At 38.1% G+C, this 454-nt stretch carries 1 protein-coding gene; it reads left to right on the forward strand.

The genetic code is table 11. The annotated features are described in order from the left end of the window. A partial coding sequence (locus ACQRBH_RS17320) for a TnpV protein (protein WP_029188229.1) occupies nt 1-167 on the forward strand: 167 nt, incomplete at its 5' end. Nucleotides 168-454 lie beyond the last annotated feature (287 nt).

Raw genomic sequence — 454 nt, forward strand, 5'->3', positions numbered from 1 at the left:
ACAGACAGGCACAGGAACGCTTTGAAAGGCTCATAGAGGGTATGAAACAGGCACAGGGCATAACGGAACAGCTAAAGGCAGAAAACGCCTTAGAATGGACAGGATGCCTCAATAACATAAGGGCTTGTGCGAGGGAGATTGTGGAAAAGGAAATTATTTTTGCATAAACAGATGATTAGTGGCAGGGGGAAATCCTGCCGCTTTTTCTGCTTTAGTTTGTCAGCTTGACAAATAAAGGGTTAAGGAATATAATTAGATTCAGTATTATACAAGGAGTTAATAAATATGCGGCAAGGTATTCTTAAATAAACTGTCAATTTGATAGTGGGAACAAAAAGTAGCAGTCCCGTTTCACTTTTAATATGGGGCTTAGTTTTTTGTACCCAGTTTAAGAATACTTTTATCATGTAATTTTATATGCCCGAAAACATATAAGTGTTTTGGGGCTATTGGA

The organism is Bariatricus sp. SGI.161 (genome assembly GCF_050313695.1).
GTDB lineage: Bacteria > Bacillota > Clostridia > Lachnospirales > Lachnospiraceae > JAFBIX01.